The following is a 25714-nucleotide window of genomic DNA, read 5'->3' on the forward strand; positions in this document are numbered from 1 at the left end:
TGTTCTTGAAAAGATTTATCCTTTACCCATTCCCTAAATATTTTCCCATCAGTAAATTCTTGTATGGATAGTTAATATGTTGATACTCTATTATGCAGAGTACCTTTCCCAGTAGGTATTTCAATTATGTTTTTAGTGTTATGAATATTCTTTTTACCAACCTTCAAAGGGTTTAAGCCTTGATGTCCATTTTGCTCTACAATATGTTGAAGCTCATTACCTGCTGAAGCTTTCCCTTGTGCTTTTTCAAATAGTCTTTGAGAAGAATACCCTTTACCTCCTTAAGGTTGTTGTTACTATTGAAGCATAAGTATAAAGAAATTTGGTAATGGAACTAGCCCTATTTGGGAACTGTGCCTTTGTTTTGTGCCTGCAAAAAAGGGATTGCTACAAAGAAAAATAGGTGAAAGAACTCTTTCATAAGTTACAGTTTAAAGCCAGATTAGAGCGCAATCTGCGCTTTTTTAGTTTTAAGTAAGTTGCCATTAATTATCTTTTCCTTTTTTTAACTCTTCACTAAACCGCTCAATCCAACCATTTTCTATGATAGGCTCTGCTTTTAACATTTCACTAATCTCTACAAGGTTAACCTGTTTGCCTTTTTCTTCATATACAATTTTAAACTGTTCGTTTTCTTCAAAGATTCGTAAAAAATTAAAATATGAGCTTAAAATTACATTTTGTATATATGCATTAATTTCTTTCTTTTCTTCTTCTTTAAGTTTTAAAAAAAAGAAACAATTTTTTTTTAGTAGGATTTTTGTTATTACCATTTAAAATATCCATAAAACCTCCATATGTGGTATCAAAACATTCTTGAGCAACCAACTGCCCAAACTCATCAAGTATTCCTTTATCCGTTTTCATAATAAAATTAATTTTTACCCTTCCAAGGAATGTTCGTGATTAATTATATACACAAAAGAAAGCTTTGGGTAAAAATTACAAATCAATCCATTTCCCATCATCTCCCATTATTTTTTCAGGTTGCCAATGGTCTATGAATAATTCTTTTAATTTTTGCTTGTTCTCCTTTATAAGATAATGCTCATAAACTTCTCCCTTATACGGAAAGGACAGGGAACAGTTGTTATTCCATTTTTCTGTTTCAGAGCTACCTAAGGAAGCACTAATTCCAAAAGCTTCTGAATCTTTTTTTGCACCATTCCATAAGGCTATCCGGAATGAAAGTTCAGGGTATTCATCATCTTTACATGTTTTACATATTTCATTTTTAATGGCATCATATTCAAGGGGGATTTTTTGTTCTAAAGCTTCTTTTTTACTCCATCCTTTTTTATACCATCCACCTAAACGTGGGTCTATTATTTTTAACCGTTCTAAAAATATAATAAATGACTCTGTACATTCTTTTAACGTTTCCTTTCTATTATACCAGCTTACCACTATGTCTTCTATTAGTATCATTAATTTCTTGGTGTATGTTTTAGAGTTAAATTACTAAACCCTTCATTTCTAAACAAATATTCAAAGGCATCTCTTACAATTTTATGTTCAAAATGCCACTCTACAGGTAAGCCTTCAGCAGCTTTTAATTGATTATCCGCTTGTTTTATTGCAGCTTGTTGTAGACTCAAAAAAAGTGAGACTGAATTTAATGGTAGTCTCAATTTGTTTATTTATCAACCAAAAACTTATCAAATGCTTTAAACTCCATACCTGTAATGCCTTCTTTTTCAAATATTTCTTTTAAAGGTTGACTTATAATAGGAACAAAATTTATACATCGGATTTCGTAAACATCATATTTTGGAAAATCTTTTTTCATTACTATTTTTCCAATACGAGTTCTATTGAACTTATTGTTTTTTTTACATCTAATACTTGGTTCCATGAATAAATTGGAAAAATTTTTTCTACTACAGTTTCTAGTGGAGATTTAAATTCAAAAACTTCACCATATGAATTCTCAGTATCTAAGAAATCATTAATAATATAATGTAACCAATAATACCGCAATATTGTGTTCTTATGGTATACTTTAATTGGATAAAAATGGTGTTCTGGTAACTTATGGTTCTCTAAAATATTTCATGTTTATTTTAATTAAAAAGTCTAAAATACTCATTTAGATTTAAGTTTGTATTTTTTGCCAAATCTATCAGGTTGTCTAATTCAGGAATCAATTCGTATTCTAAAAAATATTTAGCTAGTTCTGGGGAAAAGCCAGGATTATCAATTTTAAAGTCATTTAGTAATTTTTGAATATAAATATCATATTGAGGATGATTGCCATGTAAACCCTCTCCTGTTAGTTTAGTATATTTTTGTATTGCTTTGCCGTTAATTTCTGCATTCATATGGAATCCAGCATAAGCAGCTTCTTTTATTACATCATCATTTAATTTATTCCAAGGAATAATATGGTGGGGCTGAAACTTGCATAGCGTATGCTTAAGATACCTAATTCCAAATTTCTTTTACCAATCAATTAAAAAATATTCTTACATTTTCATTTTTGTAAGATTCTAGAACTATGGCCTTTATTATTTTAAACTTCAAATCATCACTTATTGCTAAATCATCGTAAGGAGGTTCAAACTTATTGACTGAATTGATGTTTGCATAAAATGAAGGTGGTTCAAGAATAACTTCTCCAGTAATTATCATTTTTTTTTCATCAATTTCAACTTCCATTATTCCTCTACTTATAATATCATATTTGATTTTCATAATAATATCATCTTTTAAAAATTACTTTTTCCACTAAAGTTACAGGATCAATAGCAATTATTTCAGTTACATTTAAATTGTTTTTTAGAGTGGGAAGTTCAATAGTTGTCCACACTCCCAAAGGGTTTATATTTTGACCTAAAACCACACGAATTTTGCCTGATACTTTTTTAGTATATTCTTCCGACACTTGCTTCCAAATTTCAGACGTTTCTTTAGAAAAACTAGGTAAGGATATAGAATTATTTTTTAATGTTTTTTCTAAAGTAGTTCCTCCAAAAGAGTTGGCTATTTCTAAAGCCTTTGCTTCTCCACCAATTCCATTAGTTTTTCCAGACCAAAAGAAAGCTGTATTTTTTTCTGTTTTTAGGGCTGCAAAAATCTCTTCTGCTGCTTTTACAACGGTCTTATTCCCTATTTTCGCAGCAATTTTCCAAGCCTTATTTCCTTTAACAATCTTACCAATAGGTTTTAATAGCTTTCCGCCAGGAACAATACTAACTATTATCATAAACCCTGCTAGTTCCCTATTTTGTTCAACACCATCAAAATCTTTACCGTCTATTAATATTATCATATCTTCTAGCGGCGTAGCATACCTGGCCGTCACCTTTATGGCATCCCAAAATGCCACTGCTAAAAATGGCTCGCTGTATGGGGAAACTCCAGTGGCTGGTAATAGCATTTCATGCCATCCGTTAACACCAAATGTTTCCGGATTATGAACGTAATAAAATTTTCCATTGGGGTTTAAGGAAACATCTGCATTTAATAAATCTCCTTGGTTAATTGCTCGTCTGCTCGTATATTCACTTACAAACAAACTATTTTTCAATCGGTACAAAACACCCCTTCCTTGATCAAAATCGGAATCTATCCTGTCATACTCTAAACTAGGAAAGTTCTCAATTTTTCCTGTTGCAACTGCCATTTCCGTGGTAGCATTAGCTTTCGATTTTTCTAATGAAATGGTCATTCTGGCTATTTTCTTAGCCTCCTCTATATAGTCATTAACCCCTACTTTATGCAAATCTAAAAAGTTTACAACATCTGTAAATAGACCGATATTTGCCTTTAAAAAATCTGCTTCAGCTATAGATAGTTCAAGTTTAATGGCAATAGGTTCAGCATCGAAAACATCGTCTTCAAATACTGGTAGCGCACAATCCTTACAATCTACGGGCACTACAACCAATTGGTCTAAGTCCTCATCGCCAACATTGTTGTTGGTTCCATCTCCACCTCCAGAAGTGTTTGTTGTACCTCCTTCACCAAGATTGAATGCTTCATCATCATAATATCCACAACTAATCCCTGATTGTTTTAAGACAATGCAGCTATTACAGTTATTTTCTGCAGGATGCCATAAACCATTACAATTTCCCAATTTATCGTTATTGCACATATATGAGTACAAAGAGGTACATTCATGTTGTATTTTTCCACTTTCATTATTTATTAGTTTAGGGTCCAGGGTGGTTACTTTAGTTGTGCCCTCAAAACTTTTGCTGTTATGATCTGGATTGTATGTTGGTTTTGAAGTATAAGTGTATTTTATAAGATATGCCTTTGTTTGTCCTAGGCTATCTATTTTTATGGCCAAATTCTCAAAAAAGGAATTGTTTGTTTCCTTTCTTTTTATGAGCATAGAAAATGAAGTAATTTTATTTATCGTTGCTTGTTTTATTGTACTAGAATCAATAGTGAAGTCATATATGTCTTTCTTACCCGTTTTGTTGGCGTAATTATTTTTTTGCAAAACACTTTTTATTTCCATTGTTTCCAAAAACCCTTTTTTAAACATGGGGGTTTTAAACATCTCATTAAAGGTCCCTTGATTTAATTTAAAATCAGTATTCTCTACTACTGTCCCAATATTAGGTTCAGCAATTTCTTTTTCACAATTAACACTTATTACTAAAATAAACATTAATGTTAAATGCCTTAGGTATTTACTTATTCGATTTTTCATATTATTTAGTTGGTGTTTTGAAAACCTAAATTATAAATTATTTGGGAATTTTGATTACACCTAAACCTCAGTTATTGTGAGGTTTAGGTGTTTAAAATTTTTAATGCCTGGCAAAAAATTTGTTTAATAGCCTAGATCAAGGATTGGGATTTAAAACAAAAAGCCCCATCAAATTTTCCTAATTTGAGGGGGCTTTTTATAGAAAAAATATTTTTTCTACTCTTCTTCCAGAACTGCTATTGCCTCAGGGAAATCCCCTCCGGCAAAGAACACTTCTAGCTCTTTTAAGGTGGCAGCAGAGGTTTTAATGTCTTTTACCACTTCTCCTTTGTTAAGCACAACAATACGCTCACAAACTTCGGTAACGTGACTTAAATCATGGCTAGAAACCAATACCGTTGTGTTTTGGTTGGCCGCTAAGTTTTTAAGAATCCCTTTGAGTCTAATTTGTGTTGTTGGATCTAAATTTGCAAAAGGTTCGTCTAAAATAACCACCTCTGGTTTCCCAATAAAAGAAGCGACTATACCTGCCTTTTTCTGGTTTCCTTTAGACAAATCTCTTAAATATTTTTTTTGATTTAAAATTTCACCGTGAAAGAAGTCTTCAAAACTTCCAACTAATGCATCTACATCTGCCTTGTTTTGTCCGCGTAACTCCCCGATAAAGTAAAAATATTCTTCAGGTGTTAGGTATCCAATTAAAAAAGATTCGTCTATAAAAGCAGAGGTGAAAGGCTTCCAATCTTCACTTGTATTTACTTGTACTCCATTATTTATTATCTGCCCTGTTGTAGGCTCAATTAAATCTAGTAATAGGCTGAAAAAGGTAGTTTTACCTGCGCCATTATTTCCTACAAGACCAAAACATTGTCCTTTGGGGATTTCTAAATTCTCGATGTTTAAAACCGTTGCTGCGCCATAAGTTTTAGAAAGGTTCTGTGTATGTATCATGGTGTATTGTTTTATGGTTGCTATTTTTAGTACTCCAGAGAGTACCTAAGAAATTGTATTATGCTTTTTGTTTGTATGCGTGTATTGTTTTGTACTTCTCTTTCTTGTAAATTTTTTCTATTTGGGTAAATACCCTGTTTCTAAAGGCAAAACCTAATATCCCTGCCAAGGCCACAAAAATATAACCGGCCGTATCGCTAATGGTATAATAACCAGCTGCAAAAATAAGCATTGGCAATAATAATTTAGGCAATGATAAGAGCATGGTTTTCATATTAAATGCCTGTTTGTCTCCAAATGCCTTTTTGTTTGATGTAAGATCTACGGGCGACTTAACATAAGCTCCTCCCAGGAGCACAATATGCGAATTGAAACCAATATTATACACGGCACCAACCAATATGGCTAAGTAGGCATTGATGCCAAAAAAGAGATAAAAGGAAGCTAAAACCGTACTTATCAAGGTTGCTATCACAATTAAATACCATTTAGATCTAATATAATCTCTGTATTTAATATTCTGACTCATCATTAATTGGTAGTAAGAGCTATCCCAACTTGGTACGTATTGTCCAAATGTGAATAGAAATCCACCAGTGACAAAAATGGCTCCAAAAATCTGCCATATAGGCCCGTCGTATACTTCAATAGCTCCCGAGCCAAATAACAAACCGTAAAATAAAAACAGACCACTCATAAGGACTACAGTACGCGGACGTTTGTTTCTTTTGATCAGCTTAATATCGTTCTTTAAAAAAGTTCCCATATTCCCAAACCTATCTAACCACGCCAAGTTTTCACTCTTGGCAACGGCATGTTTGGTTTGTAAACCACCATCCAAATACATATTACTCTTAAAGTAATTAAAAGCCGCATAGTACAAAAGAACCAATAGGGCGATAGGAACTAAGGCGGTCCATGACATGGTGTAAAAAGCGTTAAAAATAGTTGCAGTATATTCCGTAATATCAAAAAGGTTAAAGTACTGACATACCCCCAATCCTAATACTAGGGCGGCAATAGGATAGAAAACACTATCCTTATTATTCACCAATACATTGATAAAATTGTTGCAATAAATAAGGGCAAATAGTGCAAAATGCCATGCGATAACTCCCAATGGATTATAGCCTTGTACTAGGAGGACAATGGAAAATGGCAAAAAGAAGAACGCATGGGTCCAATTAAAGAAAGACACTACGGTTTTCCCTAAGGAATAATGTACAACCTGACTCTTCTTTAAGGGCAAATACAATAATGGTTTAATATTGGTTACCGGCATTTTCTGCATGAGGTATCTAAAAAATAAATCTCCTGCTATATAATAAATCAGGTATTTATTTACAAAAAGCAGTGGGTCTTCATAACCAGCCTCCTTGATAAAAAAATAGGCTACTACTCCTAAAAATGTAAATGCAACTACAAAATACAACACCCCAAAACCCATTAATATTTTAATAGCTAAATTGGTTTTAAACGATGCAGACCTAAAAAAGGATTTCCATTGAAGGTTTAAAAAATGTTTAAACATAGTATGGTTGATTGATTGTTTTAAGTTAGTAGTACGGATCTAAAATTTGTTACACCTTTTTACAGAAATTTATATTCAGGATAGGTTTCCTCTAGCAATAGTTCTGCTTTTTTAGGAATAATACCAACCATAATATACCCAAGAACTGCAGCACAAACAGTGCAAACGACGAGGGCAAATTCTATATAAACATTGGCAGTTCTTGTTAGTACTCCAAACGGATAGTAATAAAAGAATAGTACAATTTGAAGTGTATCTCCCCATTGAAAAATGACATCTTCCAACAACCATCTTTTGTTGTTTTTTGACTTATATTTCCTTTTGTTTTTAACCGCATACCAAAAGAACGTTAGGGCTGTTAAAAATAGTACCCCTTGTAAGGTATAGCCTCTATAAGCAATAGGGATACTTCTGATTATGGCAAACAAACAGAGGATCACTGTTAGGATTATTGCTAGGGTTGGTAGCTTTAAAAACTCTTTATAAAAACGAAGAATTAGTTTCCAATACCGCTTTTTCATCAGCTTTTGTTTTTGCGCTATAACATCCATAAAACCAAATACTCCAAACTTTTTAAATTCCTTGTTTAATGCTTCTTTAAATGGAAGTTGAGGGTTTTTCTGCCATTGCTCTTCTATGCCGTTGCTGATATGGTCTACCAACTCGGTTTGCAAATCGTAGTGTTCCACATAATGTAGGCGTGTAAAACTATATAATTCTTGAATTTGGTCTTGGGTTAATTTCATAGGATGCCATTTGTGTCTTTGTTCATCATCTCTCTCCTTATTTAATACTCCAATTGGGGTTTACCAAGTTTTGCATACTCCGGATAAATTCTTCTAACTCGGCCAATCTGTTTACGGTTTCTTCTTCACCTTGTTCAGTAAGCTTGTAGTATTTACGCAGTCTATTATCTACTTTGGCCACCTCTACATCTAATAAACCTTCTGCCTCTAATTTATGCAATGCAGGGTATAAGGCACCTTCCGTAATTTTAAGTTCACCTTTGGTTAACAGCTTTACTTTCTGCGTAATTTCATAGCCATACATTTTGCCCTGCTCTTCCAACAGTTTTAAAATGATCGTAGTTAGACTACCCTTGTATAATTTTGAATTTCCCATTTAATTAATCTTCTATTTTCCCAAAGGGAGGCAACTTGCCCATTTTCAACTACAGCTTAACCTCATTTCAGTAGGGTCATAGTACTGATTTTACTGAAAATTTTAAACCTCATTTGAATCAAATATATACATAATTATCTTATGCATAAGAATTCTATGTATTAAATTTTAGCAAACTTGGTTTTATATGAATAGAGCAATGTGTATTTTTGCTAAAAATTACACCTATGAGTCACTTTCACCCTTTAACGGTTCAACATATAAAACCCTTAACTCCAACTTCTGTTGCAGTAACTTTTACTATTCCAGCAGACTTGATACAGACGTTTCAATTTGTTTCCGGACAATACATTACCATTAAAAAAGAAATTAAAGGAAAAGAATTACGCCGGGCTTACTCCATTAGTTCTTCTCCTAAAAAAGGTTGTATTACCATTGGGATTAAAAAGGTTGACAATGGAGGGTTTTCAGATTATGCACATTCTAAACTAAAAGTGGGTGATGTCTTGGAGGTAATGCCCCCAGAAGGAAGGTTTACCTTTAAACGAACAGATAAGGTGAAAAATGTTGCTGCCTTTGCTGCAGGAAGTGGAATTACTCCTATTATCAGTATTGCACGCTCTGTTTTAGACAGCAACAAAAACAACAAATTTGTATTGGCCTATGGAAACAAATCCTTTGAGGAGACTATGTTTCATACTGAATTGGCTAAGTTACAGCTAGAATATGCCAATCGGTTTTTTGTACATTTTATTTATAGCCAGGAACAAGATGAAAATGCTTTGTTTGGGCGTGTAGACAGGTCTACTTCTAATTATATTATCAAAAACAAATACAAGCATATCGCTTTTGATGATTATTATTTGTGCGGACCAGAGGCAATGATACACACAGTAACAGACACTTTAAAAGAGAATGAAATTAGTGAAGATAAAATTCATTTTGAATTGTTTACCGCCACAGAAATTAAAGATGAGATGCCTGTAAAAGAAGGCGGTAAAACCGAAGTTACCGTTACCGTTGACGATGAAGAGTTTACGTTTTCTATGGATAAAAACACGGTTGTATTGGATGCGGTTTTAAAAGAAAACATCGATGCTCCTTACTCTTGTCAAGGTGGCGTATGTAGTAGTTGTATTGCACGAATTACCGAAGGAAAAGCAGAAATGTATAAAAATCAGATCTTAACGGATGGTGAAATTGCCGACGGATTGATATTGACCTGCCAGGCTCATCCTACGACACCTACTTTAAAAGTAGATTATGATGATGTGTAGGTAGTTAATCGTTGTTCGTTTATGGTGTATAGTTTATGGTGTATAGTTTATGGTACAATTAACTATTTCAACTTTTAGACTTTTAGACTTTTAACTGATATACGCCACTATTGCGCATGGTAAATCCTAAGCTTTTATACAAGGCAATGGCAGCCGTTCTGTGGTGTCCAGAAAAGAGCAGTATTTCGTCCAAGCCCAGTTCCCTGCCTTGTTCTACTAACTTTTGCATTAATTGTTTGCCGATGCCTTTTCCTCTATAGGCGTCATCTACCACAACATCTTCAACCAAACCACGATACCCCGCTAGAACTTTATAGGTAACCAATAAGGCCATTCCGCAAATGACGTTATCCTCTTTACAAACAACCATAAGCACATTTTTGTTCGCTAAAGCATCTTCTAACAGACTCTGGTGTTCCGTAGGGTTCAACTGGCCATACAAGGAGGATACTCGCTCTTGAATTGTCGCTGTAATATCGGAATGATGAAGCATTTCTATTTTCATAATACTATTGTTTCGATCAAAAATAAGTAAAATTTAAAACCTGAGTAAAAAAGATAACTATTGAATATCAATTACATACGTCTTTGCGAAGGTGGTACGACTGTGTCAATCTGTATATTAATCGTAAGATAGCCACATTTAATTTGAAAAAAGGAATACTCACAAGGACCATAAGTTTAAACTACTGGATATCCAAACTATTTACTCAGTTCACTAAAATGCCTTTTCAACGCTATCTTCAATAAATTTTTCGGTATAATTCTGTATTTACTCGGTTTTTATTGGCGTACAGATTTCAATTAAAAACCCATTATTGTCAAGAATATATCCCACTTTTTGTCCCCACGGTTTTTCCGTAATACTTTCAAATTCCGTTGCTCCTGCATTGATTGCGTTTTGAAAATCAATCTCAATATTTTCTGAAGTAAATGCTAGTTCCACTCCAACAGGTTTTCCCGATTGTGTAATTTTTTCAAATCCTTTCTTAAAATTAGAGTTTCCTAATGCTACTGATGCAAATGCTATTGTTGTTTCCCCTGAAATTAATTCGCCATAATCATTTTCAGGTGTTACAAATTTTCGACTAAATCCGAATGCTTTTTCATAAAATTCAATTGTCAGTCTCACATCAACAACATAAATTATTGTATAGGCATATTTCATATTCTCAATTTTTTAGCTTGTTGCATATCGAGTTCGTTTAATCTCTTGTTTATAGGCAAGGAATATCCAACGGTAAATTAGAAACTAACAATAGCAGAAATAACCCATTTTTTATAATGTAGTAATTATCCTAGCCCTATTTAATTAGTTGAATTGATTTCTCAATTCCGATTTTTACATGTTTTACAACTTCGATTATATTCCCGTTTTTGTCATACGTTAATTTAACCTTGCTAGTAAACCATTCTTCATCCAGTTCAGTTTTTGATAGTACCCCAATTTCTTTGTCTACATTTTTTAAATGTAAAGAATAAATTCGCTGTTCAATTACTTCTTTATTTTCGTTGTATATCAGTTTATAACCCCAAGGCAATTGCGAACAGATTACACAACTAGAATATTGGTATTCAATTAGTTTGCCCTCAGCATCGTATGTATAGCTTTCTACCCAATTTTTGGTTAATTTTTTGGGTTCACTTTCATTGGCCCATTTGATAATTTCTTGATTTTTTAACTCAGGACGAATCAACCTCTTTGGTAAACCAAAGAATTCACCAAAATTGTCTTTATAAAAAGAGATGTCCAGTAAAGATTTTGGTTGTGCAATTGTTTTGAATTTTTCGTAATTCGCAACACCCTCTAAATCAGATGAAATTTTAAAAGTCAGAGAATCGTTTTGTGCGTAACTGCATTGAAAAGATAGTACTGTTATGAAAATAATATTTTTTAAATTTCTCATAAGTCATAGTGTTGCACTCAATTTATCTCTAAAAAATTTATATATCAGGCCTCTATCATCAAATATAAGTTTTCTTTGGGACAAATTTACGGCATCAGTATTTTCCGAGATTCTTCCATCAACGCCACTCGTTTTTCCAAGTCTATTTCCAATGGCAATTGCGCCAACCCCATAATTCTACGCAATATTTCTATGGCCGTGAATTTTTCACACAACGCCTCGTCTAAAGTTACAGCTAACTTATAGCGCGCCATTGCATTTTTAAGTAATTCTTCCGGCTGGTCTGCCATTTTTAAGTGGGCCATTGTCACCCCTATTTCAAATTCTACGTGACCAAAAAAGCAAAACTCAGGGTCAATAATTTTTACGCCGTCCGCTGTAGCCAGCCAACTCCCAGGAAAATAATCACCATGCAACAAGGTCTTTCCTTCTTTTAAATAAAGCACTCCTAGTTTTTCAACTTCATGTTTAAGTCCTTCATCATTTTTTAGATCCGCCGCTGCTGCCTCCAATCCCGGAAGGATATCATCTAGGTGTATCCCGTTATCCATTACATAGGGATACCTAAAAATATGTTCGTGGTTTAGTTCTCGCATTTTCCGGTTAACAATCCTTTTTGAGGTGGTTTCTACCGTAATGCTATTGTGTAATACTGCCGCAAAATCGAGTACCGCATTTAAATCTGCCTCAGCTATTATTTTTCCTTTTTGATAAATATGCGAATAATCTGAACCTTTCCCTAGATCCTCCATTAACAACACACTATTGTCAGCATCCAAACCAATAAGCGTGGGCATCATTTTTTTCAAGGCAGGTACACTTTCTATAAACTTATAAAATTCAGCCTCTCTTAAAACCCGTTCTGCAGGAGCCGCTACTTGCGGGTATTTTTCTACATAGTCACGACTCTGCTTTACAATAAACGATCTACTGTTTGTACTTATCCGAAGCGTAAAATTCATATTCCCCTCACCGGGCTTTTCTACCGCAACAATAGTTTCATCGTTTTTAAGCCAATTCTTATCTTTAAGGTAGGCAGATAAATCTCCTAGGTTGGTGTTTAATTTTATCACAACTACTTTACTTTTAAACTTGCTATTAATTTTTGGTGATAGCCGGGTACAACATCATAACAGTAGGTAACCGGACTTCCTTTTTCTTTATCGCAGAGTAAATACTGTTTAAAAACTTGTTTGTCGTTTTCCTTAACAGTATCATCTGTATGCAGTTCTAAACGTGCATTTAAAGACTCCTTCACAATATCTTCTGGGGCTATGATATAATGACTTGCCAACACATCAAACGGATTAAAACCGGTAGCTCCTTGATCTAGCCATTGTGCTAACCAAGGTTCGGAAGCTTCTGCCAACCACTTTGTGGCAGGGCTAGCTGTTTTTAATTCGTTTAAATCTTCCTGACCAACCCATACCTTACTCGATATTTCAAAAGGACAGAGTACCACGGGTACTTCGTTTTCAAAAAGGATTCGAAATGCATTGTTGTCCAAATCGAAATTTAAATCCTTGGCATGTCTTCCCTTGTTTCCAATTTTAAAATAATCTGTGGGTGTTCTTCTACCTGCTACCAAAACCACCTCTTTAATTTGTGATTTTAATTCAGGATATTTCAACAATAAAAGTCCAACATTTGTTGCAGGCCCAATAGCCAAAATAATCAAGGGTTCTTTTTGCAAGGCAGCAGCCATAGCTTCAACCGCATCATTGGTAACTACACTATCCAAATTAATAGCGCTTTCTGCTCCTTGATACACTGCTATTTTATTTGCCGCAAACTCGGCACTTATATATTTTCCAATGGCAAAAGCATTTTCTAAGCTCGAGTTTCCAAAGACCGTACTCATCCCTTTAATCGCAACATTTTTGGCTTTTAACAATTGTAAAACTGCATAGCCATCATCAACATCTGAATAGCCCGGTCTGTTTATTCTTTTCATCCCAACGGCCAAGTCGGCATCTATCCAAACCTTTTTAATAGCATCGGTAGTTTCTTGTTCTACCGATGAAATAGGCGTTTTTACTGTTGTTGCTTCCTCTTTCTTTGTCTTTGTATTGCAGGCTGAAAGCACTGTAATCATAGATAAAATACCAATAAGTTTAATTTTTTTCATCTTTTATAATTTTTATTTTTCCCACCAACCTTTACTGTTGATATTATCACCACCAATGCGACTAACTGCTTCTTGGTAGTTGTCGTTGTTTGTTGCTTGTTCCGATTCTGGATATAAATACCGAACGGGATATTTATTTTCATTAAAATTGTCTGGCCCTGGTTTTAAGTTGGGAATTCCTGTTCTACGCACATTAAACCAAGCCTCATGTCCTACAGAATTTAAACTCAACCATTTTTGGGAAAGTATTTTAGTAAGATCATCCGCAGTACCTGTTAAGGCAATAGCCTCGCGCGAAAAATAATCTGCTGGAAGTTGGGTTTTGTAGTACTCAAAACTAGCGGCAATTCCGTTTTGGTAATAGGCATTGGCATCGCCAGTAATATACCCTCTTGTAACCGCTTCGGCCAAGGCAAATTGCACTTCTGAATACTGCATGTACTGGGCATCAACACCATTGGCTACATCCCTAAAAATACTCCCAAACAAAGAGATATTGTTAAGATCGATACCATTGGCGGCAATAGTACTGCTCGATTGTCCATTTTGCAGACCGTTGTATTCTGGCATAGCCAAATTTTGAGAAGCCTTCGTCGGTTTATATAGTACAGCCACACGAGGATCATTCCAAGCCTTTAAAACCGAATCTACGGTTGTTGTCATGCTGTGTTCTTGGTAAGTGCCCGCAGAGGCGTTAAACAAGGGAAACTGATTGGGAGCCGAACTTAAATAGGGCACTACCGCATTATCTGCGTTAGACTGCATAATCATTCCCCCATCTGCTAAGGTTTGCAACTCACTAAAGTTGGTTGTTCTTTTGCTAATTCGCATTAGGTACCGAACCTGAAGTGAATTTGCAAAACGCACCCATTTATTTAGATCGCCCTTAAAGAGAACATCTCCGTTTATACTAGCGTTTGTGTTTTCAAGAACAGTAGTTGCTTTTTTCAACACCGCTAATATTCCGGTTTCAGGATCCGTATAAATACTTTCTTGGGTATCGTATTTTGGTAAAAATTGACCTTCCAAAGCCCCTAAGGCTTCGGTATAAGGAACATCTCCCCATAAGTCTGTCAATTGCGAAAACAAATAACTCTGCATTATGTCTCCCACGGCAGCATAGGCTTCATTAGAAGCTGGAGCCACCTTCATTGATTTAACATCCGAAAGCAATCGAAAGATAACATCCCAATAGTCACTATTAGAGCCCATTTCATAGCGGTCTATACGTTCAAACTCAATACTAGCAGAAAATTGAGCCAGGTAATTGGATTGCCTAAACCCCTGTTCAAAGGCACTTACATCTGAAGAAACAGAAATAATATTCGCAAGCAAAAATTGAGGAGCTACACTTTCTGGATCGTTCTTGTTTTCATTGATATCGCTAAAATCGTTTGTGCAACTCCCAATAAAGGCAGCTACTACAACAAACATTACGACTAATTTTATAGATTTTTTCATTTTTTACTTCTTAAAATTCAGTTTTCAGACTAACGCCAAAACTCCTTGTTGATGGGTATGAAAAATCTTCCACCCCATAGGTAATTCGCTGTTCTTGTAGTGCATTCAACTCTGGGTCAAAATGTGGATTCTCTGTAAACAACAATAAGTTACTACCAACCACACCCACTTTAATGGTATTAACACCCATAGAATTCACGAGTTTTTCTGGAAAATTATAGTAAATACTTAACTGCCTAAGTTTTACATAAGATGCGCTGTATAAGGCACTGGCCTCATTGCCACGATCATAAAATGCATTGTTGTAATCTTGTGCAGAAACCACCGTAGTATTTGGTGTATATTGGGGGTTATCCACAGTCCCTGTATTCACAACACCACTGCCAACAATTCCTGTTTCTCTACCTACCAAGGTTTCTTTTAGTACCCCTGCAGTACTCCCCAAGGCCTTAGTTCTAGAAACAATAGTGCCCCCTTTACGCCAATCGAACAAAAGGGTAATATCTAAATCTTTGTAAGAGAATTTATTATTGAGTCCCATAGTAAAATCTGGATTGTAATTCCCTAACAATCGCAAATTGGGATCTTGAACAGGAAGTCCTTTGGAATCGTGTACTATTTGTCCGTCTACCGCAACAAAACCAGTTCCATACATGTCTCCAACACGCCCATTTTCACGAGCGATATAAAAAACGGTATTAGAACCACCACCACCTGAAAATATATTGGCAGTACCGGTTACAAATTGATCTACCCCTTCTGGAAGTTCTGTAACTACACTTTTAAAAGTTGAAAAATTTACCGAGCTCTGCCATTGAAATTCTGGGCCCTTAACTATTGTTCCGCTTACTAAGGCTTCAAAACCTCGCGTACGCACTTTTCCGCCATTTACATTAAAATTTCCAAAACCACTGGCTTGCGAAATGGGTCTTGAGATAATTTGGTCTACACTTGTATTTTGATAGGCAGCCACATCAAATTGTACGCTACCGTTTAAAAACCAAGCTTCTAATCCCGCTTCATAGGCATTTAAGCGTTCTGGTTTTATATTGGCATTTTTAAGCACCGTTTCATTAGTAATTCTAAAATCAGCCCCATAGTTCTGATTGAACAAAAAGTTCTGTGAATTTTGATAGGGATCTGTATCGTTCCCTACACTTGCCGCACTAAATCTCAAATTCAAGAATGATATGGCTTCGGGCATTTGAAACATATTGCTGACAACATAACTAAAGCCGGCAGAATAATATCCAAAAGAATTGCTGTTTGCAGGCAAGGTGCTACTCCAATCGTTTCGGTATGTAAAATCAAAATAAAGGGAATTTTTATAGGCTAAATTCCCTGTAGTGTATAGACTATTAATGCGTTTTGTGAACAGGCTGCTATTACCCACCAACGGGGTTTTAGAATTTGCCAAGGTATACACATCTGGGATCGCCAATTGTGAGGCTTCCGCATAGCTGTATTTTATTTCTTGGTCAAACCGATTGGCTCCTCCTGATAGTGTGTATTTCCAATCCTCGTTTAGCACATCCGTATACGAAAGTAAAACATCCGTATTGAGTTCTCTAAAGTTGATATTATCTTCTCTAAAGGAACCCTCTGGATTAGCGTTGGTACTCACGGCACGTCTAAATTCTCGTTTGTCATTATACATATCCATACCCGCGCGGACACTTAAACGCAGCTTGTCTGAAAAGTCATATACCGCAGCGGCATTGCCCAATATTCTATTCTTATCAAAACTATTGGTGTTCTCATAAACGGTGAGGTACGGATTGGTAAGCCATCGATAATTAATATCATAATGCTGTACGTTCTCCTGACCGGCTTGCCAGTAGTTTTTTAAGGCGGCTACATTGGCCTGTCTGCCCGTCCAGTTAAACCCATACAAAGGATTTTCATAACCATAGCCCAAATTAGGTCGGTTACCACTTCTTGTATTGATGTAGTTTACAAAGGTATTTACATTTAGTTTTTCGCTTAATTTCTGATCTACACTCAAGGAAATTCCGTCCCTGTCTAAATCGGTATTGGGTACAATGCCCGTGTTTCTTAAATTAGAATAGGAGATTCTACTACTTCCGTTTTCACCCGAAGAATTAATCGCAATATTATGCTGCTGGGTAACTCCTGTTTTAAAAAAGTTACGCACATTATTTGGATTAGACACCCAAGGGGTTGCAGTAATTGGAGTAAATGTCCCGTTGGCATAGGTTCTAGAAATAACATCACCAGCACGTACAGGGTTGCCGTTAATATCTACAGAAGGACTGTTAAACTGATTTATAAGTAAGCCCTGGTCTAGTTTAGGGCCATAACTACTTAAGCCCCCATCTTGAATACCTGCGCCTGCTCCATTTTGAAACGAATATACCCCATTAGAACCACCACCGTATACATTCTGATAGTCAGGCAAGGTAAGGGGTGTTTCAATTGTTAAGGAACTACTTGTAGTTACGCCAAAACCCTTTTTGTTTGTTCCTCTTTTGGTGGTTATAAGCACAACGCCATTAGCTGCTCTAGCACCATAAAGGGCTGCAGAGCCCGCCCCCTTTAAAATAGAGATCGCTGCAATATCATCTGTACTAAGCTCAGCGCCACCATTTCCATAATCTACTTCTTGTAATGCTCCATTATTAACGAGATTACTGGTAATTTGTTCATTACTGATGGGGACACCGTCTACTACAAATAATGGCTGATTGCTACCACTTAATGAATTCTCACCGCGAATAACAATTCTCGAGGAAGAGCCAACCCCAGACGATCCGTTGGTTACCTGCACTCCTGCAACTTGCCCCGCAAGACTGTTTACCACATTTGTTAAGATAACATCCGTTAGTTTTTCTGAAGAGACCATAGTAACGGCAGAAACTAGTGACTGTTTTTCGCGTTCAATACCCAAGGCAGTAACCACAATTTCATTTAATTGTTCTGATGAATATTCTAAAATTAATACGCTCCGTAAATTTGAATTGGTTACCCTAATATCTTTAGAAACAAAACCTATGGACGATATCCGTAAACTAAAATTTGTAGCCGTGGTAACCAACGTAAATTCACCATCAATATTTGTCGTTGTATAGTTTTGCGTCCCAATTTCATGTACCGTCGCAAAAGGAATAGGTTGATTGTCTTGGTCTACTATTTTTGCCGTATAGGAATTTGTCTGTGCAAAACCTAGCATAGCAAATAACTGCATAACTGCAATTAAGACTATTTTCATAATAATGTAAATAAGAATGAATAAATTATCTAAAAGAATAGAAGGCTGATTGTAAACTTACCTTGCCAATTCTTTACAATGTGTTCCCGCGATAATTTATAAACGTGGAGGTCCTCTACGTGAAAACCATGAGTAAGAGCTATGGGTTCCTAACGCAAGGTTTGTAGTCCTAAAAAAAACTGGTGCCTTATAAAAGTGAGTAAGAATAAAGGTACTTACTACCGATTCCTTGTTGGTAAAGGCAAATTCTAATACGGAAGCTTTGGAATCTATATCAATTAAGGTTTCTAAAACGGAATACGAGATATAATTTCCGCTAGCCAGGGCATCTATAGCCTTAGAAAGATTGGGTGTTAACCACGGTAATTCTTTAAAAGCTACTTCATTAAAAACTGCCTTGTTAATCCCTAGAAGATAAACTCCACCATCTTTGGAAGGTCCAAAAACCAATGAATTTTTTTGAAGTGCTTGAATAGCCTCTTTTATATGATGAACAGTAAGGCCAGGTGTGTCATTACCGATAGACAAAACATTGGCATACCCTTGGCGATACAATTCCTTAAAGGCGTTGGTATAGCGCTCTTCAAAATTAGTTCCTTGCTGCTGGGTTTCATCCATCCAAACAACATCTACCCCACTTTTGTTGGCTACCTCTAAGGTTTCCTGAATTAATAAATCATAAAAATCTTTAGTGACATTCCTTCTGTGCGCACCAAACAAAGGCTTCCGTTCCGCTTCAATCCGTGCCGAAAGAGAAAAAACTAAAAGTACCGTCTTGTTGGTGTTACGCTTCATTATTTATTCTTGGTCGTTAAAAAATAAAAACCTTAAATTATTTTTCAAATATAGTTTCAAAAGTTAAGGAAAACAGCCCTTTCTTCGCCTCATTTTATCCTAAATTTTTAAACCAGTTGGTCTGTGAATGCTTACAAAGGTCAATTTATGTTAGGGCTTAGGACGGTTCACCGCTTTTATTTGAATTTACACGTCATTGCCTGTATCCCATAAAAAGTTTGTTATATTTGCAACAAACCATACGGTCTTTTTAATGTAAACCAATAGTAATGGAAAAAAACCTAAAACGAATGGCCACCATGCAACGGATGCAGTCCGTAGGTCTTGCCATATTTTACAAAAGAGGGTATTATGATACTAGTGTAGATGATGTGCTTAAGGAGTTATCCTTATCGAAAGGGGCATTCTATTATCACTTTAAATCCAAGGAAGAATTTTTTATAAGCATAGTACAAAATATCATTTTCCAAAAAGTATACAGCGAATTAATAGCACCTATTGAGGGCTTAGAAGATCCAACATTTATATTAGACAAATGTTTTGATAGTGCGTTAGAAACCACAGAACATAATGACCTAGACAACGGCTTTGTTCTCAGTAATTTTATCACCGAATTTAATGGTAAGAATCCGGCTATTATAAAATTGTTAAATGAAATACTGAGGGTTTGGGAAGTAAATCTAATTACGTGTTTGCAAAAAGGAAAAACAGACGGGTATATAAATCGTCATGTAGATAGTGAAGCTGTCGCCAGTTATTTAATGTCTTCCTATATTGGGGTTCGCTTGTTAATGGTAGAAGGAAATGCTAAACTTTTACGCTATAAATTTATGCAACAATTACGGAGTTATTTTAAAACCATTATCGTTAAGCGATAGACTTTTTACAGGTTTGTGATACGGAATTATGAGAAACAACATATTTACTTCCCTACTATTTGGCGGAATAGCTCTTCTTTGCCTTTCGTCCTGTATGTTTAAAACCTCAGCAAAAAAAGTTGGTAAGGATCCTATTTCTCAGCTATTAATAAAAGAGGGATTCTCCTTAAAGTGGCAAGACCACTTTAACACCTTTAATAAAGAGAACTGGACTATTGGATTAGAAGATAAGGCGACAGGAGATTTGGTTCCAGGAGCCGCAGGAAAGAATTTTCTGAATTATGCTTATGATGCGTATTACACGGAAGAAGATGTGTATATAGAAAATGGCATTTTAGTGCTTCGGAATCAGAAAAGAACCATAAATGGCACAAGTCCCAAAGGTAAATTTGCATATAGTTCTGGCTGGGTGATGTCTATGCATAAAGTTTTCTATACTGAAGGATACTTAGAGATCAGGGCTCAATTTCCAAAAGGAGATAAAGTTTGGCCAGCTATATGGTTGATCCCTGAAGATTTGAGTTGGTGTCCGGAGTGGGATTTGTTTGAATACTTTGGTTATCGAAAAAATTTGGGTTTTGACCAAATGGGCATGCATTTATGTCATTCGCCCTATCCAAATCAGCAATGGAAAAATTATTTTGTGCCAGATTTTGATAAAGTATATCATAGTGAAGCTTGGCATACCTATGGATTTGCTTGGACTGCCAATACTGCTGTTTGGTATATTGATGGAAAAGAGGTTCGCCGATTACAGGAAGATGGTATAAAAGAATGGCCTAAAAAAGACATGTACATTGTTTTAAACAATGGAACACGCAAGGAATCTCCGGATACTACCACAACTTGGCCCAACTATTTAAAAGTAGATTACGTTAAGCTTTATACCAAGTAATTCCTAGTAAAAAGTACGACTAATACAATGGAGCGTTGGCCACTGCAACAATTTTTTGGACCACCATAGCTGGTACAATAGTTTCCATAGCCTTTTCGTATCCCTCTGGAAATTTATTGCCATAAACCGATGTAGGTATCAGCGGAAATTTTTCTCTATCGGCTAGCAAGGCGTTTGCCATTGGCTGTCCAAATGGATAAAACCCGGCATAGGGATGTGTAACACCCCAAAGGGTTATTGTAGGGACCCCATAAAGGGCACTTAAATGGGCATTGCCACTATCCATTGCCAACATAACATCTAGGTTAGAGATTAAAGTAAGTTCTTCTTTAAAACTTATTTTTTTTACTACAGAAGTGCAATTAGCATAGGTGTTTTCCCATTTTTCCAATACGGATTGTTCCTGTTCACCGCCTCCAAAAAGCAGTAAAGTATAGGTATCTGCTGCATCTAAGGTTGCCAGTACTTCTTCCATCAGTTCCAAGGGATATGTTTTTCCTGCAAAGGCCGCAAAGGGAGCAATCCCAATCCATTTTTTACTGTCTTGAGGCACTAGGGCTAGTATTGTATCCGTTAATTTTTCTTTTGCTAAGGAACAAGATTCGTCAACCTCTAGCTGAAAGCCTAATTTAGAAAAAACAGCCTCATAGCGTTGTTGCGTGGTTTCTAATTGCATAAAAGCTTTATTTTTAGAAGCTGTTAACGCCTTCTTTTCTGCTCTACCCTTATTAATCTGAACAAAGGGAATTCCCGATAATTTAAAAAAACGTTTTAAAACATTAGAGCGCAACACATTGTGCAGATCGGCAACTGCAGTAATCTGCAATGCTTTTAACTCCTTATATAATTTAAAAAGCCCCAAAAACCCTTTGTGTCTGCCTTTTACATCTGCCTCATAAATTTGTACTCTTGGTAATTGCGCAAACATTGGCGCAAAAAATTTACGGGTTAAAATAGTTATTTTTAGGGTTGGGTTTTTACGAAGCAAACCCATAACTACTGCTACAGTCATGGCTACATCTCCCATAGCAGACAAGCGAATAATTAAAAGGTGCTTTACAGTAGCATTATTTTCCACGAAGCACGGGGTTTAACTCATCGTCATTGTACATCTTCATCTGTTTGTAGACTTTCATATACTTATTCCCTGCTTCAATATCCGCTAGTAACTGGTCTATCGCAGTAGACAGGTCTTTCTTTTGTTCTAGCAGCACATTTAATTTTAGGGAACATTTTTCTTTGTGTACTGCGGAAGCATCCTCTCTCTGTGTTTCCTCTTGCATATGATACACTTTTAAGGCTAAGATAGATAGCCTATCTATTGCCCAAGCAGGACTCTCTGTATTTAGTGTGGCTCCGCTCTTGCTTGTAACCGATGCGTATTTATTTAGAAAATAACTATCTATATACTCCACCAAATCTGTACGGTCTTGATTGCTAGCATCTATTTTACGCTTTAATTCTAAAGCACTTACCGGTTCTATTTTTGGATCTCTTATAATATCTTCATAATGCCATTGTACGGTATCTATCCAATTCTTTCGATACAACAAATGTGCAATTTCATCTTTGGGGTACGGATTGTTAAAGGCTTGATAAACATCATCTTTTACATGATACTTTGCGATACTTTCGTTAAATATTTTAAAGGCAAACTCACTGAACATAGTACTAATTTTTAACAAAGATACCCATTTTTTAATTCAGTAAAACCTCAAATATAAATATTGAAAAAGGTACCACAATAGACAGAATAAGGGCAATCTCCTGAAAGCGCGATTTGCGAATAGTTTCTATATAATTAGTTAAGAATACCGCTGCAGGAAAAAATGTCACCATAATGGGAAATGATCCCTTTGCTGCTTCTAAAAGAGTTAATACGATTCCGATTGCAAATGAAAGAGCAATAAGTCGAATACTGGCAATACGCCCTACACCCGATTTTCCAATTTTAATTCCGCTCCAAAACCCAATAAAAATAATGGCTATTAAATACACGACAAGCTTGGAGCTTTTGCTCCATTCTAAAAATATTTCTTTGTTAAACTTTAAGGTAAAACTATAATGGTTTAGCAAAAAACCTGTTTTATCAGAAAGCACAAGGACACTGAGTGTAATTAAAAAGATGCCCACAAATGCCGCTATGGGAACAAGCCAATTTCTAATATTCTTTGGCTCATATATATAGATGGCAACAAAAATCCACACCATATAAAGCAAGGCCCAATCATAAAATAAGCTTGCGATGACAACCCACAAAGCCGCATCAAATAGTTTATATTTAATGTCCTTGAGGGATTTTAAGCTTAACAATTTTCTAGTGGCCAATAACAGGAAGAAGCTACAGAATATCCCATTGTTGTCCATCAAAGATTCAGGAAACAGGATACACAATAACCCATAAAAGAGAATTGTAAAAGAGTTCGTTTTGGTTAATTTATTGCGCTTTACGATAAAGTTTACTACAAAAAAACTGAAAAAAAGTATAGTTAATACCCCGATATTCCCAAGGATTACCTGGGGCACAAACTCTATTTCTAGCCATAAAATACGCACGATCCAGTAGAAGATAAATAGGAAAGCAAGTACTATTATATAATTTATTGGTTTTGTTTTTCCAAAAAAGCTTGAAATCATCTAGAGTTTTTATATTTTTGTAGGGTAAATATACATATAAGATGAAAACATTTTTTAAAGCAATAGCGGATTTATTTGTTGATGTACTTTTTGCTCCTTTGGATGCACTACGCGCATTAGAGTTACAAAGCTGGTGGGCTGCCAATACCTTGAATTGGATTTTTATGATTATTGGTGCCGTTGCAATGGTATATTGGATGTTACAATTGAAAGAGCATGCCGCTAACAATGAAGAAGATAAAAGCTCAAACGCGCATTCTTTTATAGATATATAATAGCGTTATTTAGCTAAATTAGCTAAGTACCTAGAAAGTAAAACCCAACAAGAATGTATTGTACATTCTTGTTGGGTTTTTTATTTTATTGCTTTTGAAATTTTTGTACTCGATACGTATTACGTCATTAAATCCATATGTTTAGGGTGATTAGCGTTGCATCGCATATTCCAATTCCTTAGACTATAAATCGAATCCTAAATCTTTTCTATAGTTCATTTTATCAAAATGTATTTTTTCTACATTCTCATACGATTTTGCAAGAGCCTCTTTAAAGTTAGCTCCAAAAGATGTCACCGCCATTACACGTCCGCCATTGGTCACTACTTTATCATCCTCTAAGGTTGTACCAGCATGAAAAACTAGAGATCCCTCTACCTTTTCTAGGCCAGTTATCTCTTTGCCTTTTTCATAACCACCAGGATATCCGCCAGAAACGGTCATTACCGTAGTAGCCGTTCTGTCATCAATCTTAATCTCTATTTGATCTAGGGTCTGATTGGCAACAGCCTGAAACACCTCAACCAAATCGTTTTGTATACGAGGCAAAACAACTTCCGTTTCCGGATCGCCTAAGCGTACGTTGTATTCGATTACCTTGGGATTGTCTCCTACTTTTATCAAGCCAATAAAAATAAATCCTTTATAGGGTAGGTTGTCTTTAACTAAGCCGTTTACCGTTGGTTTTACAACTTGGGTGTGAATTTTGTCCATAAATTCTTGACTTGCAAAAGGAACGGGAGAAATAGCGCCCATACCACCAGTATTTAAACCTGTATCTCCTTCCCCAATACGTTTGTAATCCTTGGCTGTTGGTAATACTTTATAGTTTTTTCCATCGGTCAACACAAAACAACTTAATTCTATTCCGTCTAAAAATTCTTCAATAACAACTGTTGTACTTGCCGTCCCAAATTTAGAATCGACCAACATGGCTGATAGTTCTTTTTTAGCTTCTTCCAAATCTTGTAAGATTAAAACACCTTTCCCAGCTGCCAATCCATCTGCCTTTAAAACGTAGGGTGCTTGTAGCGTTTCTAAAAAAGCCTGACCTTCCGTGAGTGTTTCAGCCTTAAAACTTTTGTAGGCTGCCGTAGGGATGTTGTGACGCATCATAAACTCCTTTGCAAAGTCCTTGCTGCCTTCTAAGGTTGCAGCTGCCTTTTGCGGTCCAATAACCGCTATTTTTTTTAGATCGATATCGTTTAAGAAAAAATCATGTACTCCGTTCACTAGTGGATCTTCCGGGCCTACAATGACCATAGAAATCCCTTCAGAAAGTACTACTTTTTTTATGGCTTCAAAATCGTTTACACTAATTGGTATATTTTTGGCAATAGCCGCAGTACCAGCGTTTCCGGGTGCTACAAAAAGTTTTGTAAGTTTTGGACTTTGTGTTAATTTCCATGCAAGCGTGTGTTCCCTACCGCCAGAACCAAGAATAAGAATGTTCATAATCTAAAAATTTGCTCAAAAATACAGCACTATAAACAAATATCCTTTAAAAATGCTGAAAAATACTTCTAGTAGCCTGCCTCGTTGTCAGAATTTAGATTACTGTACCATTATAGTCTTTAACAATAGTAAAATTGAGATGCAACACGGTGAATTGGTTGTTGGTTGTCGGTTGTCCGTTGATAGTTGATGGTTGTACAGTTATTAATATTGATAATTTTGAACATAAAGCTAGATGTACACTATTACTGTCCCCGAACATTCGGGGCGAGTGCTATTGAAGTATGAAAAAATGTATTGAAAACAATGTACCCCTAAAACTTCTCGATACTAATTATTTCATCGCTTGCGCTACGAAATAATTCACTCGAAGTGACATACCGTATTTTAAGTAAAGGTAATCTAGATGTCCCCCGACCATTCGGGGCGAGGGCTATTGAAGAATGAGCTAGTGTATTGAAAACAATGTACCCCTAAAACTTCTCGATACTAATTATTTCATCGCTT

The 25714-nt window shown here is 35.7% G+C and carries 28 protein-coding genes; 4 read left to right on the forward strand and 24 right to left on the reverse strand.

Annotated elements, in window-relative coordinates; all coding sequences use genetic code 11:
* Positions 1-485: 485 nt before the first annotated feature.
* The 12 genes from MWU65_RS16540 to MWU65_RS16595 form a co-directional block, all read right to left on the reverse strand.
* The gene (locus tag MWU65_RS16540; protein ID WP_247079769.1) at positions 486-773 is read right to left on the reverse strand and encodes a hypothetical protein; all 288 of its coding nucleotides are present in this window, start codon (positions 771-773) and stop codon (positions 486-488) included.
* Positions 718-867 carry a hypothetical protein gene (locus MWU65_RS16545; RefSeq protein ID WP_247079770.1) on the reverse strand — a complete coding sequence of 50 codons (150 nt, stop codon included), beginning with the start codon at positions 865-867 and terminating at the stop codon, positions 718-720. The genes MWU65_RS16540 and MWU65_RS16545 overlap by 56 nt, the downstream gene beginning before the upstream one ends.
* 75 nt (positions 868-942) lie before the next feature.
* The gene (locus MWU65_RS16550) at positions 943-1428 is read right to left on the reverse strand and encodes an Imm52 family immunity protein (protein WP_247079771.1); all 486 of its coding nucleotides are present in this window, start codon (positions 1426-1428) and stop codon (positions 943-945) included.
* Positions 1428-1598 (reverse strand): hypothetical protein, encoded by a 171-nt coding sequence (locus tag MWU65_RS16555; protein WP_247079772.1) that lies wholly within the window; start codon positions 1596-1598, stop codon positions 1428-1430. The genes MWU65_RS16550 and MWU65_RS16555 overlap by 1 nt, the downstream gene beginning before the upstream one ends.
* 38 nt (positions 1599-1636) lie before the next feature.
* Positions 1637-1789 (reverse strand): hypothetical protein, encoded by a 153-nt coding sequence (locus MWU65_RS16560; RefSeq protein WP_247079774.1) that lies wholly within the window; start codon positions 1787-1789, stop codon positions 1637-1639.
* 274 nt (positions 1790-2063) lie between these two features.
* A complete protein-coding gene (locus tag MWU65_RS16565) occupies positions 2064-2321 on the reverse strand; it encodes a hypothetical protein (protein ID WP_247079776.1) in 258 nt (85 codons plus the stop codon).
* A 127-nt stretch (positions 2322-2448) separates the two neighbouring features.
* Entirely contained in the window at positions 2449-2694 is a 246-nt protein-coding gene (locus MWU65_RS16570; RefSeq protein WP_247079778.1) for a hypothetical protein, read from the reverse strand.
* Positions 2695-2701: 7 nt separating this feature from the next.
* A complete protein-coding gene (locus MWU65_RS16575; protein ID WP_247079779.1) occupies positions 2702-4666 on the reverse strand; it encodes a hypothetical protein in 1965 nt (654 codons plus the stop codon).
* A 216-nt stretch (positions 4667-4882) separates the two neighbouring features.
* Positions 4883-5617, reverse strand: a complete 735-nt coding sequence (locus MWU65_RS16580; protein ID WP_247079780.1) for an ABC transporter ATP-binding protein — start codon at positions 5615-5617, stop codon at positions 4883-4885.
* Between the two features lie 58 nt (positions 5618-5675).
* Complete coding sequence (locus MWU65_RS16585) at positions 5676-7148, reverse strand: DUF5687 family protein (protein ID WP_247079781.1); 1473 nt, start codon at positions 7146-7148, stop codon at positions 5676-5678.
* Positions 7149-7207: 59 nt separating this feature from the next.
* The gene (locus MWU65_RS16590) at positions 7208-7894 is read right to left on the reverse strand and encodes a hypothetical protein (RefSeq protein WP_247079782.1); all 687 of its coding nucleotides are present in this window, start codon (positions 7892-7894) and stop codon (positions 7208-7210) included.
* Positions 7895-7931: 37 nt separating this feature from the next.
* On the reverse strand, positions 7932-8270 hold the full coding sequence (locus MWU65_RS16595) for a PadR family transcriptional regulator (protein WP_247079783.1): 339 nt from the start codon (positions 8268-8270) through the stop codon (positions 7932-7934).
* Between the two features lie 227 nt (positions 8271-8497).
* Between MWU65_RS16595 and MWU65_RS16600 the strand changes: the two genes are divergently transcribed.
* A complete protein-coding gene (locus MWU65_RS16600) occupies positions 8498-9547 on the forward strand; it encodes a ferredoxin--NADP reductase (RefSeq protein ID WP_247079784.1) in 1050 nt (349 codons plus the stop codon).
* A gap of 82 nt (positions 9548-9629) precedes the next feature.
* On the opposite strand, the gene MWU65_RS16605 is transcribed toward MWU65_RS16600, so the two are convergent.
* From MWU65_RS16605 to MWU65_RS16640, 8 genes are all read right to left on the reverse strand, one after another.
* Positions 9630-10052, reverse strand: a complete 423-nt coding sequence (locus MWU65_RS16605) for a GNAT family N-acetyltransferase (RefSeq protein WP_247079786.1) — start codon at positions 10050-10052, stop codon at positions 9630-9632.
* 267 nt (positions 10053-10319) lie between these two features.
* Positions 10320-10715 (reverse strand): VOC family protein, encoded by a 396-nt coding sequence (locus MWU65_RS16610; RefSeq protein WP_247079788.1) that lies wholly within the window; start codon positions 10713-10715, stop codon positions 10320-10322.
* A 136-nt stretch (positions 10716-10851) separates the two neighbouring features.
* Positions 10852-11454, reverse strand: a complete 603-nt coding sequence (locus MWU65_RS16615; protein WP_247079790.1) for a hypothetical protein — start codon at positions 11452-11454, stop codon at positions 10852-10854.
* A gap of 86 nt (positions 11455-11540) precedes the next feature.
* Entirely contained in the window at positions 11541-12527 is a 987-nt protein-coding gene (locus MWU65_RS16620; RefSeq protein WP_247079791.1) for a phosphotransferase, read from the reverse strand.
* Between the two features lie 2 nt (positions 12528-12529).
* A complete protein-coding gene (locus MWU65_RS16625; protein ID WP_247079792.1) occupies positions 12530-13582 on the reverse strand; it encodes a nucleoside hydrolase in 1053 nt (350 codons plus the stop codon).
* A 12-nt stretch (positions 13583-13594) separates the two neighbouring features.
* Positions 13595-15043, reverse strand: a complete 1449-nt coding sequence (locus tag MWU65_RS16630) for a SusD/RagB family nutrient-binding outer membrane lipoprotein (protein ID WP_247079793.1) — start codon at positions 15041-15043, stop codon at positions 13595-13597.
* A 10-nt stretch (positions 15044-15053) separates the two neighbouring features.
* Positions 15054-18272: a SusC/RagA family TonB-linked outer membrane protein gene (locus MWU65_RS16635; RefSeq protein WP_247079794.1), complete on the reverse strand. Its 3219-nt coding sequence runs from the start codon at positions 18270-18272 to the stop codon at positions 15054-15056.
* 96 nt (positions 18273-18368) lie between these two features.
* Positions 18369-19067 (reverse strand): DUF2064 domain-containing protein, encoded by a 699-nt coding sequence (locus tag MWU65_RS16640; RefSeq protein WP_247079795.1) that lies wholly within the window; start codon positions 19065-19067, stop codon positions 18369-18371.
* 269 nt (positions 19068-19336) lie between these two features.
* On the opposite strand from MWU65_RS16640, the gene MWU65_RS16645 reads away from it, so the two are divergent.
* Positions 19337-19945 (forward strand): TetR/AcrR family transcriptional regulator, encoded by a 609-nt coding sequence (locus MWU65_RS16645; RefSeq protein WP_247079796.1) that lies wholly within the window; start codon positions 19337-19339, stop codon positions 19943-19945.
* Positions 19946-20039: 94 nt separating this feature from the next.
* Complete coding sequence (locus MWU65_RS16650) at positions 20040-20840, forward strand: glycoside hydrolase family 16 protein (RefSeq protein ID WP_247079797.1); 801 nt, start codon at positions 20040-20042, stop codon at positions 20838-20840.
* A gap of 19 nt (positions 20841-20859) precedes the next feature.
* Here the strand turns inward: MWU65_RS16650 and MWU65_RS16655 are convergent, their stop codons facing one another.
* From MWU65_RS16655 to MWU65_RS16665, 3 genes are read right to left on the reverse strand one after another with little or no spacing between them, the layout of a single operon-like run.
* On the reverse strand, positions 20860-21918 hold the full coding sequence (locus MWU65_RS16655) for a glycosyltransferase family 9 protein (RefSeq protein ID WP_348646046.1): 1059 nt from the start codon (positions 21916-21918) through the stop codon (positions 20860-20862).
* Complete coding sequence (locus tag MWU65_RS16660; RefSeq protein WP_247079799.1) at positions 21908-22507, reverse strand: DUF4254 domain-containing protein; 600 nt, start codon at positions 22505-22507, stop codon at positions 21908-21910. The genes MWU65_RS16655 and MWU65_RS16660 overlap by 11 nt, the downstream gene beginning before the upstream one ends.
* A gap of 31 nt (positions 22508-22538) precedes the next feature.
* Entirely contained in the window at positions 22539-23153 is a 615-nt protein-coding gene (locus MWU65_RS16665) for a hypothetical protein (RefSeq protein WP_247079801.1), read from the reverse strand.
* Between the two features lie 365 nt (positions 23154-23518).
* Between MWU65_RS16665 and MWU65_RS16670 the strand changes: the two genes are divergently transcribed.
* Entirely contained in the window at positions 23519-23752 is a 234-nt protein-coding gene (locus MWU65_RS16670; RefSeq protein ID WP_247079803.1) for a uracil phosphoribosyltransferase, read from the forward strand.
* A gap of 183 nt (positions 23753-23935) precedes the next feature.
* Here MWU65_RS16670 and purD read toward each other — a convergent pair whose 3' ends face one another.
* A complete protein-coding gene (purD, locus tag MWU65_RS16675) occupies positions 23936-25207 on the reverse strand; it encodes a phosphoribosylamine--glycine ligase (protein ID WP_247079805.1) in 1272 nt (423 codons plus the stop codon).
* Positions 25208-25714: the final 507 nt, after the last annotated feature.

This window comes from Cellulophaga sp. F20128, assembly GCF_023015805.1.
In the GTDB taxonomy this organism is placed as follows: Bacteria; Bacteroidota; Bacteroidia; order Flavobacteriales; family Flavobacteriaceae; genus Cellulophaga.